Raw genomic sequence first — 9,668 nt, forward strand, 5'->3', positions numbered from 1 at the left:
AGTCAAGCGGTCGCCATGTTTGAACGTGATCGCAGCGCACGCGGCCAAATGAAGTCCCCCCTCCATTGCCCAGCGGGGCGAGGGCAGGGGCTAGGGGTGGGAGTGGGAGTGGGAGTGGGGAGTCGCTCCTACTGTCCAGAGCGAACCGCAGGCGCAGCGTGATGCCGCTCCGGTAACTTACTCAACCTTGCCGAGCAGCAAAAACTCCATCAGCGCCTTCTGCACGTGCAATCTGTTTTCCGCCTCGTCCCAGACCACCGACTGCGGCCCGTCGATCACATCGGCTTCGACCTCTTCACCGCGGTGCGCCGGCAGGCAATGCATGAAGAGAGCGTCGGGTTTGGCGGCCTTCATCATGTCGCTGTCCACACACCAGTCGGCAAACGCCTTTTTGCGTTCTTCGTTCTCGGCTTCGTAACCCATGCTGGTCCAGACGTCGGTGGTGACCAGGTCAGCGCCGGCGCAGGCCTGCATCGGGTCCTTGAAGACCTTGTAGCTGTCGGCCGAGCGGATGCCGGCCACCGACTGGTCCACCTCGTAGCCGGTCGGTGTGCTCAGGTGCACCTTGAAACCGAGGATCTCGCTGGCCTGCAGCCAGGTGTTGGCCATGTTGTTGCCGTCACCGACCCAGGCCACGGTCTTGCCCTTGATGCTGCCGCGGTGTTCGATGTAGGTGAAGATGTCGGCCAGGATCTGGCAGGGGTGGAACTCGTTGGTCAGGCCGTTGATCACCGGTACGCGCGAGTGTGCGGCAAACAGCTCGATCTTGGTCTGCTCGTAGGTGCGGATCATCACCAGGTCCACCATGCGGCTGATCACCTTGGCGCTGTCCTCGATCGGCTCGGCGCGGCCCAGCTGGCTGTCGCCGGTGGTCAGGTGCACCACGGAGCCGCCCAGCTGGTACATGCCGGCTTCAAAACTGACGCGGGTGCGGGTCGAGGCTTTTTCGAAAATCATGGCCAGCGTGCGGTCCACCAGCGGCTGGTGTTTGTCGTAGGCCTTGAATTTTTTCTTGATGAGGGCGGCGCGCTCGAAGACGTAGGCGTACTCGGCGGCATTGAGGTCGCTGAACTGCAGGTAGTGGCGGATCGCCGTGCTGGCCGGGGTGCTCATGGTTTCTCCGTCAGCAGCTGCTTGATCAGCGGGCACAAAATGGCCACGACTTCGTCAGCCTCGGCTTGCGTGATGATCAGCGGCGGCACCAGCCGGATCACGCTGTCGGCCGTCACGCTGATCAAAAGGCCCTTGTCGGCAGCGCGTTTGACCAGGTCGCCGCAGGGTTTGGCCAGGTCGATGCCCAGCATCAGGCCCATGCCGCGGATTTCCTTGACTGCGCCCGAAGCCAGCTCGGCAGCCAGTTCGTGGCTGAGGGCGGACTTCAGGTGTGCGCCCACCTTGGCCGCATTGGCCAGCAGGCCCTCTTCTTCCATGATCCGGATGGTCTCCACCCCGGCGCGCATGGCCAGCGGGTTGCCGCCGAAGGTGGTGCCGTGGTTGCCGGGGGCAAAGATGTGCGCCGCTTTCGGACCCGCCACGACCGCGCCGACCGGCACACCCGAGCCCAGGCCCTTGGCCAGCGGCATCACGTCCGGCTTGATGCCGGCCCACTGGTGCGCGAACCACTTGCCGGTGCGGCCCATGCCGCACTGCACTTCGTCGATCATCAGCAGCCAGTCGCGCCTGTCGCACAGGGCGCGCACCTGCCGCAGGTAGTCGGCGTCCATCGGGTTGACACCGCCTTCCCCCTGGATGGCCTCAAAAAAGACGGCCACCACATTCGGGTTGCCGGCGGTGGCGCTTTCCAGCGCGGCCACGTCGTTGAGCGGCACCCGGATGAAACCCTCGACCAGCGGACCAAAACCGGCCTGCACCTTGGGGTTGCCGGTGGCGCTCAGCGTGGCAATGCTGCGGCCATGGAAGGCTTTTTCGTACACCACGATTTCAGGGCGGTTTATGCCCTTGTCGTGGCCGAACTTGCGCGCCAGCTTCAGTGCGGCCTCATTGGCTTCCAGGCCGGTGGAGCAGAAAAACACGTTTTCCAGGCCCGACAGCTCGACCAGTTTGGCCGCCAGCACTTCCTGGTTGGGCACGTGGTAATAATTGGAGCTGTGGATGATTTTGGCAATCTGGTCCTGCAGGGCCGGCACCAGTTTCGGGTGGTTGTGGCCCAGGGTGTTGACCGCAATGCCGCCCAGCGCGTCGAGGTAGACCTTGCCGTTGACATCCCAGACGCGGCAGCCCTGGCCATGCGACAAGGCTATCGGCAGGCGGCCGTAGGTGTTCATCACGTGGGGGGAGGCGGCTTCGATGTGCTGGGGAAGGGCTGCGGTCATTGGAAACTCCGGGGACAGGGCTGAAAAACAGGGAGGCCACCATCGAGGCGGCGGCTCTGAAGTGATTTTAGGCGCAGACCCTGCGGCCTTTGGTGAGGATCCTGCATCACAGCCATGCGTGGCCGTGTGGGCGGAAAGCCAAGGCTCCAGTCTTATATAAGATAGAATCGTTGTGCGCTGCAACATGGGGCTCGATCCTGGCCCCGGGCACGCAAAAACCCTCCACCCGATGGTCTCCAACACCGCCAAAGAAGTCTTCATTCAAGGCATCACCCGCGACGGCAAAACCTTTCGCCCCAGCGACTGGGCGGATCGGCTGTGCGGGGTGATGAGCCAGTTTCGCCCCGGTGGCCCGCAGCCCGGCAGCCATCTGACCTATTCCCCGTGGTGTGTGCCCACGGTGATCAACGGCGTCAAGTGTGTGGTGGTCAACAGCGAGTTGCGCGACGCCGAGCCCATGGCCTGGGACTTTGCGATCAATTTCGCCAAGGACAATGATTTGCAGATCGCCGAGGCCTGCCTGATTCCGGACAAGCCATAGCGGACGAGCCATAAAGCTACTGCGCGGTTGCGATGCGGCGTTGCGCGGTGCTCGCAATCCTCATGTACCTCAAGTACATTCCGGTTGCTGCGCTCCGTGCGCCTTGCCTCGCATCCGCTCGCTACGCTTTCTGACTCATCCTTGGGGGGAGCGGAAAACAAAAAAGCCGTCGAAAGACGGCTTTTTTGCTTTGCTGGCAGCGCACCCTGCAGAACGGCGGACTGAAGATCAGTCCGGGCGGGTTGCCTGATTGCTCAGGCGGTGGGTTTTACGCGGCGGGAGTGGCCAGGGCGAGTGCCTTGACCTTGGTGGACAGGCGGCTCTTGTCACGCGCTGCCTTGTTCTTGTGGAAGATGCCCTTGTCGGCGATCGTGTCCACAATGCCCTGCGCCTTGGCGAAGAGCTCGGTGGCTTTGGTCTTGTCGCCGGCGGCGACAGCTTTTTCGACGTTTTTCACGGCGGTGCGGTATTTCGAGCGCAGCGAGGTGTTGGCGGCATTGAGTTTGCTGTCCTGGCGGACGCGTTTGCGGCCGGAGGCCAGGCGGGGGTTCTTTTTCTTGGGTTTGGCGGTAGCCATATAAGTGTTCCTTTAAATGAGGAAGGGTCTGCGGATGATGCTTAGCAAAGCCTCTGATTATACCCCCACGGTCGCTCACTGCGTGTAGCTCCCTGCCCCCCGAGGGGGCCGCTGCGCCTGCGGGCCGGCAAAGCCGGACCCGCGGCCCCTGCTTGAAATAGAAGGGAGGAGGGGCTGGAGCATGGTTCCGCAGCATGTGAAGTGAGCGGTGTGGGGCCTTAAACTCCCGTTGTGTCACTTTTCAAATCCGCGTCCACCGTTTCCCTGTTCACGCTGGTGTCCCGGATCACCGGTCTGGTGCGGGAGCTGTTGGTGGCCTCGACGTTTGGCGCCAGCGCCATGACGGACGCCTTCAACGTCGCTTTCCGCATTCCCAACCTGTTCCGCCGCCTGTTTGCCGAGGGTGCGTTCAGCCAGGCGTTTGTGCCGGTGCTGGCTGCCAGCAAGGCCCAGAACGGCGAGGCGGCCACCCAGGTGCTGGTCAACCGGGTCGCCACCTTGCTGGCCTGGGCGCTGCTGCTGACCTGCGTGATCGGGGTCGCGGCGGCTCCGGTGCTGGTCTGGCTGATGGCCAGCGGGCTGAAGCAGGAGCCGCGCGGTTTCGAGGCGGCGGTTTTCATGACGCGCTGGATGTTTCCCTACATCGGTTTCATGTCGCTGGTGGCCCTGTCGGCCGGCATTCTGAACACCTGGAAGCGTTTTGCCGTGCCGGCTGCCACCCCGGTGCTGCTGAACCTCTCCATGATTGGCGCGGCCTGGCTCGGTGCGCCCTGGCTCAAGACCCTGGGCATTGAGCCGATTTACGCGATGGGCGGCGGCGTGATGCTGGGCGGAGCCCTGCAGCTGGCGGTGCAGGTGCCGGCCCTGCTCAGGATAGGGCTGTTGCCGCGTATCGGCCTGGGCTGGACGGCCATCCGCAGCGCCTGGGCCGACCCCGGAACAAAAAACATCGCCCGCCTGATGATGCCGGCGCTGCTGGGGGTCAGTGTGGCCCATGTCTCCACCATCATCAACACCCAGATCGCCTCGCACCTGACGCCCGGCAGCGTCAGCTGGCTGACCTACGCGGACCGCCTGATGGAGTTCCCCACCGCCATGCTGGGGGTGGCCATCGGGGTGGTGCTGATGCCGCAGCTGGCCGCCGCCAAGGCCGCAGGCGACGCTGACGCCTATTCCGCCATGCTGGACTGGGGCCTGCGCATAGTCGTGCTGATGGCGGTGCCGAGCGCCGTCGCCCTGCTGACCTTTGCCCAGCCGCTGGTGGCCACGCTGTACCACTACGGCGCCTTCACCGACCGCGATGTGCAGCAGACCACGACGGCGTTGATGGGCTATGGCGCCGGGCTGGTGGGCCTGGTGGCCATCAAGGTGCTGGCGCCCGGTTTTTACGCGAGCCAGGACATCCGGACCCCGGTGCGCATTGCACTGGTGGTGCTGGTGATCACGCAACTGCTCAATCTGGCGCTGGTGCCGCTCTTGCAGCACGCCGGGCTGGCGCTGGCCATCGGCATAGGCGCGCTGATCAATGCGCTGTGGCTGCTGATCGGCCTGCGCCAGCGCGGCAGCTACAAGCCGTCGCCCGGCTGGGGCATGTTTTCTCTGCAGGTGCTGGCCGCCACGGCGCTGCTCGCGGTCTTTTTGATGTGGGCCGCCCAGGCCGTCAGCTGGACCGGGCTGCGGGCCGAATCCTTCAAGCGAATCGGGTTGCTGGCCCTTGTCCTGTCTGCGTCAGCTGCTATTTATTTCGGAGCGCTTTGGGCCACCGGCCTGAAAGTGCGAAAGTTGATGCGGCGCTGACGTTTTTCGGTCGTGGCACTCGCGTCGCCCGGCGCTTTGTGAGAAAGTAGCGTCATGCCGCTCAATCTGGATGTTCCGTCGCCCCTGCAGTACTTTGCCAGCCTGGTGCAAAGCGATGAGCATTTTCCGCTGCTGGAAGCGGCGGTCAGTGTGGCCCAGGACGAGTACCCGGATCTGGATGTGGAGCAGGTGCTCGGTGATGTGGACCAGCTGCTGGCCCGCCTCAAGCGCCGCTTGCCGTCCGACGCCTCGGCCCTGCAGCGGCTGCGGGCGCTGAACCAGTTTTTCTTCCGCGACCTGAACTTCGGCGGCAACATCAATGACTACTACGACCCCGACAACAGCTACCTGAACGCGGTGCTGAAGACCCGGCGCGGCATTCCGATCTCGCTGGCGGTGCTCTGGCTGGAACTGGCCGGCGGTGTCGGGCTCAATGCCCGCGGCATTGCTTTTCCGGGCCACTTCATGGTCAAGGTCAACCTGCCCAAGGGCCAGGTGGTGATCGACCCCTTTACCGGCCAGTCACTGAGCCGCGAAGAGCTCGCCGAGCGGCTGGAGCCGTTTCGCCAGCGCAGCGGCCTGGTGGATGACTTCGAGGTGCCGATCGGCCTGTACCTGCAGTCGGTGCCGTCCCGCGACATCATCAGCCGCATGCTGCGCAACCTCAAGGAAATCCACAAGACCCAGCAGGACTGGCCGCGGCTGATCGCCGTGCAGGACCGGCTGATCGTGCTGCATCCCGCGTCCTGGCCCGACTACCGCGATCGCGGCTTGGCGCTGGCCGAGCAGGGCGAGGCCGGACGCGCCGTGCCGGACCTGGAGACTTACATTGCGCATGCCGAGGACGCGCTGGACCTCGATGCCATCGCCGACCGCCTGGCCCGACTGCGGCGCCAGAAAAGCTGAGCCGGATGGCTGGTGCAGGGGGCCGCACGCAGTAAGCGATCGTTGAGGATTTTTTTCAAGCAGGGGCCGCGGATCTGGCTTTGCCAGTCCGCAGGCGCAGCGCCCCCTCGGGGGGCAGAGAGCTACACGCAGTGAGCGAACGTGGGAGCCTGTTTAACCAGCGCTGCGTTTCAAAAACCGGGGAATCAGCGGGCTGTCGGCGGCGCGTGCGGGGCGGACCAGGGTGGGCAAGACCGGGGGACGCACCGGGGCGGGCGCGGTCCGGCTGGCGCTCAGGGTGGACATGCGGCCACCCTGGACCATGGACTCCTGGGCCGGCATCAGGCTGCCCGGCAAAGAACCCAGCCGCCTGGACACCACCTCGCCGGGCGCGGTCAGGGGTGACACCGCGCCTTTGGGCGCCAGGCTGCGCGCCGGGGGGCGCACCACGCCTGGGCCGTCGTTGGCGGCCTGCGGCGGGTAGAGCTGGGGCTTGAGCCACTGCAGGATGGGCGCCCACTGGGCCAGATCGGCAGCCGCCAGCTGGGGCTGCAGGTCAAAAATCGTCAGGCCACGCTCCAGGCTGCGTACGTAAAGCTGCGTTTCGCGCAGGGCGCCCAGAAAAGGCACGCCCAGCGATTCCGACCATTCTTCGAGGGTCTGGGCGGCATGGGTGCGCCCGTCGATACGCATGCCCACCACCGCCAGGCGGCAGCGGCCGCTGGCCACACGCGGCATGGCCATCAGTTCTGCGTGGCAGGCCTCGGCCGATTCGCGGTCGAACATCGAGTTGCACACCGGCATCACGATGGTGTCGGCAAACATCACGACGCGCGCGAGTTCAAAGCCGTGCATGCCGCCGGGGGTGTCAAGCACCACGTGGGTGATGCCGGTGGGCACACGCAACATGTTTTTCTGGTCCACCGCCCAAGGCGCGATGGCCGGCAGCGAGGCGTCGCGCCGTTTCAGCCAGGCACGCTCCGATTGCTGCCGGTCCACATCGCCCAGCATGACGGCGCTGCCATTGCGCGCGCACCACGCCGCGATGTGGGCGGCCAGTGTGCTTTTGCCACTGCCCCCCTTGCGGTTGACGACTGCGATGACCGGCATGAATGCTCCAGAAACGGACAGAAGCAACAGTTTGATACAAGGTGGCTAAAAAGTCCAGTCTGCCCAATGAATGCGAGCGCAAGCAGCTAGTATTTTTGTAGCAAAAATGTCTTATTCAGGGGAGGCCGCGGCGTCATCGTAGACCCGTGCACCGCGCCAGTACCCCAGCAGCGCCAACGCCGCCAGGCTGAAGACCGCGCCCGCGACAAAGGTCACCGGGGCGCCCAGCTGGTCCCACAACACCCCGGCCACTGTGCTGGCCAGCAGCATGGCCAGGCCGCTCATCAGGTTGAAAAACCCGAAGGCGGTACCGCGCAGGTCGGCAGGTGCGGCGTCGGCCACCATGGTGGCCAGCAGGCCCTGGGTCATGGCCATGTGCAAGCCCCACAGGGCAATGCCGGCCCAGACAAAAGTCCAGTGGTTGCCCGAGGCCAGCACCACATCGGCGGCGATCAGCACCACCAGTCCCGCGGCCAACAGTTTGGTGTGGCTCATCTGGTCCGACAGTTTGCCGAAGGGGTAGGCGCCTAGGGCGTAAACGACGTTCATGCCGATCAGCACCAGCGGCGTCCAGGCGATGGGCAGGCCGCCCTGCAGCGCGCGCAGCACCAGAAAGGCTTCGCTGAAACGCGCGAGGGTGAAGACGGCGCCAATCACGACCACGCGCCAGTACGGGGCCCCCAGCCGCCGCAACTCGTCCCGGCTGATCGGGTTGCGGCGTGGCGCCGCGGCCTTATCCGGTGCCGGTGCGGCTTCCTGCACCCCGAACAGCAGCAAGGCCACCGCCATGAAACCCGGAACCATGGCGACCCAGAAGATCGCCCGGAAGTCGTTGGCCCAGAGCAGCATCAGGCCCATGGCGAGCAGCGGCCCGACAAAGGCACCCACGGTATCGAGGGACTGGCGCAGCCCGAAGGCCGCACCGCGCATGCCGGGCGGGGCCAGATCAGCCACCAGCGCATCACGCGGTGCGCCGCGTATGCCTTTTCCGGTACGGTCGATTAGGCGGGCGGCCAGCACCATGCCGGTGGTGGTGGCCAGCGCAAACAGGGGTTTGGAGGCGGCGCCCAGCCCGTAGCCCAGCACCGCCAGCGGTTTGCGCTTGCCCCAGTAGTCGCTGAGCACGCCCGAGAAGACCTTGACGATCAGGGCCGTGGCCTCGGCAACACCTTCAATCAGGCCGACGGCCCACATGCTGGTGCCCAGCACCGTCACCATGAAGACGGGCAACAGGCTGTGGATCATCTCGGAGGAGATGTCCATCAGCAGGCTGACAAAACCCAGTGCCCAGATGGCGGCCGGAAGCCGTTGTGGCGGGACAGCAGGGGTGCCGGGCATGGCGGCGTGATCCTTGGGCCTGTGGCGCCTGCCCTAGCTGACGGTGACCGCGGCGCCGTCGCCTTGGGGCGCAATCACACCGATCTCATACACCTGCTCGCCGGCGTCGCGCAGGGTGTTGGCGGTGGCCTGGGCGTGGGCGGCATCCACCACCACGACCATGCCGATGCCGTTGTTGAAGGTGCGGTTCATCTCGAAATCGGAAATGGCGGCGGTTTTCTGCAGCCAGGCAAACAGCTCGGTTTGCGGCCAGCTGCCCTTTTTCAGATGGGCGGCCGTGCCTTCTGGCAGCACGCGCGGAATGTTTTCCAGCAGGCCGCCGCCGGTGATGTGGGCCAGCGCCTTGATCGGGTGGGCGGCCAGGGCGGCCAGCACGTTTTTCACGTACAGGCGCGTCGGCGCCATCAGGGCCTGCCTGAACGGTTGGCCATCCAGCGTCGCGGGCAAGTCGGCGCCCGCGCGTTCAATGCACTTGCGCACCAGGCTGAAACCGTTGGAATGCACGCCGCTGCTGGCCAGGCCCAGCACCACGTCGCCGGGCTTGACATCCTTGCCGGTCAGGATTTTGGACTTTTCAACGGCGCCCACGGCAAAACCGGCCAGGTCGTATTCGCCCTCGGGGTACATGCCGGGCATTTCGGCGGTTTCGCCGCCTATCAATGCGCAGCCGCTGAGTTCGCAGCCTTTGGCAATGCCGCCGACCACGGCGGCGGCGGTGTCCACATCGAGCTTGCCGCAGGCAAAGTAGTCCAGGAAGAACAGCGGCTCGGCGCCCTGCACCAGCACGTCGTTGACGCTCATGGCCACCAGGTCGATGCCCACGGTGTCGTGCATGGCCCATTCGAACGCCAGGCGCAGCTTGGTGCCCACGCCGTCGGTGCCGCTGACCAGCACCGGCTCTTTATAGCGTTTGGGCACCTCGAACAGCGCGCCAAAGCCGCCAATCCCGGCCAGCACGCCTTCGCGCATGGTTTTCTTGGCCAGGGGCTTGATGCGTTCAACCAGGGCGTCGCCCGCGTCGATGTCAACGCCGGCGTCTTTGTAGCTCAGGGGGGAGGGGGAGGAGGTGGTCATGCTGCTTGGGTGG

General features: G+C 65.2%; 9 protein-coding genes. 3 read left to right on the forward strand and 6 right to left on the reverse strand.

What is annotated here, in order from left to right; all coding sequences use genetic code 11:
- Positions 1-177: 177 nt before the first annotated feature.
- Both argF and B7G52_RS22355 read right to left on the reverse strand, forming a co-directional pair.
- On the reverse strand, positions 178-1,113 hold the full coding sequence (gene argF / locus B7G52_RS22350) for an ornithine carbamoyltransferase (RefSeq protein ID WP_096699867.1): 936 nt from the start codon (positions 1,111-1,113) through the stop codon (positions 178-180).
- Entirely contained in the window at positions 1,110-2,333 is a 1,224-nt protein-coding gene (locus B7G52_RS22355; RefSeq protein WP_096699868.1) for an aspartate aminotransferase family protein, read from the reverse strand. Before B7G52_RS22355 ends, argF begins: the two co-directional genes overlap by 4 nt.
- A gap of 229 nt (positions 2,334-2,562) precedes the next feature.
- Between B7G52_RS22355 and B7G52_RS22360 the strand changes: the two genes are divergently transcribed.
- On the forward strand, positions 2,563-2,874 hold the full coding sequence (locus tag B7G52_RS22360; protein ID WP_096667996.1) for a DUF3579 domain-containing protein: 312 nt from the start codon (positions 2,563-2,565) through the stop codon (positions 2,872-2,874).
- A gap of 268 nt (positions 2,875-3,142) precedes the next feature.
- On the opposite strand, the gene rpsT is transcribed toward B7G52_RS22360, so the two are convergent.
- The gene (gene rpsT, locus B7G52_RS22365) at positions 3,143-3,451 is read right to left on the reverse strand and encodes a 30S ribosomal protein S20 (RefSeq protein ID WP_096699869.1); all 309 of its coding nucleotides are present in this window, start codon (positions 3,449-3,451) and stop codon (positions 3,143-3,145) included.
- 231 nt (positions 3,452-3,682) lie between these two features.
- Between rpsT and murJ the strand changes: the two genes are divergently transcribed.
- Together murJ and B7G52_RS22375 are read left to right on the forward strand one after the other, a co-directional pair.
- Positions 3,683-5,248 carry a murein biosynthesis integral membrane protein MurJ gene (gene murJ / locus B7G52_RS22370; protein ID WP_096699870.1) on the forward strand — a complete coding sequence of 522 codons (1,566 nt, stop codon included), beginning with the start codon at positions 3,683-3,685 and terminating at the stop codon, positions 5,246-5,248.
- A 54-nt stretch (positions 5,249-5,302) separates the two neighbouring features.
- Positions 5,303-6,154 (forward strand): SirB1 family protein, encoded by an 852-nt coding sequence (locus tag B7G52_RS22375; RefSeq protein WP_096699871.1) that lies wholly within the window; start codon positions 5,303-5,305, stop codon positions 6,152-6,154.
- A gap of 153 nt (positions 6,155-6,307) precedes the next feature.
- Here B7G52_RS22375 and B7G52_RS22380 read toward each other — a convergent pair whose 3' ends face one another.
- The 3 genes from B7G52_RS22380 to purM form a co-directional block, all read right to left on the reverse strand.
- On the reverse strand, positions 6,308-7,243 hold the full coding sequence (locus B7G52_RS22380) for a ParA family protein (RefSeq protein ID WP_096699872.1): 936 nt from the start codon (positions 7,241-7,243) through the stop codon (positions 6,308-6,310).
- A 111-nt stretch (positions 7,244-7,354) separates the two neighbouring features.
- Entirely contained in the window at positions 7,355-8,581 is a 1,227-nt protein-coding gene (locus B7G52_RS22385) for an MFS transporter (RefSeq protein ID WP_096699873.1), read from the reverse strand.
- 33 nt (positions 8,582-8,614) lie between these two features.
- The gene (gene purM, locus B7G52_RS22390) at positions 8,615-9,655 is read right to left on the reverse strand and encodes a phosphoribosylformylglycinamidine cyclo-ligase (protein ID WP_096699874.1); all 1,041 of its coding nucleotides are present in this window, start codon (positions 9,653-9,655) and stop codon (positions 8,615-8,617) included.
- Between the last annotated feature and the right edge of the window lie 13 nt (positions 9,656-9,668).

This window comes from Polaromonas sp. AER18D-145 (genome assembly GCF_002379095.1).
Lineage (GTDB): Bacteria > Pseudomonadota > Gammaproteobacteria > Burkholderiales > Burkholderiaceae_C > Polaromonas.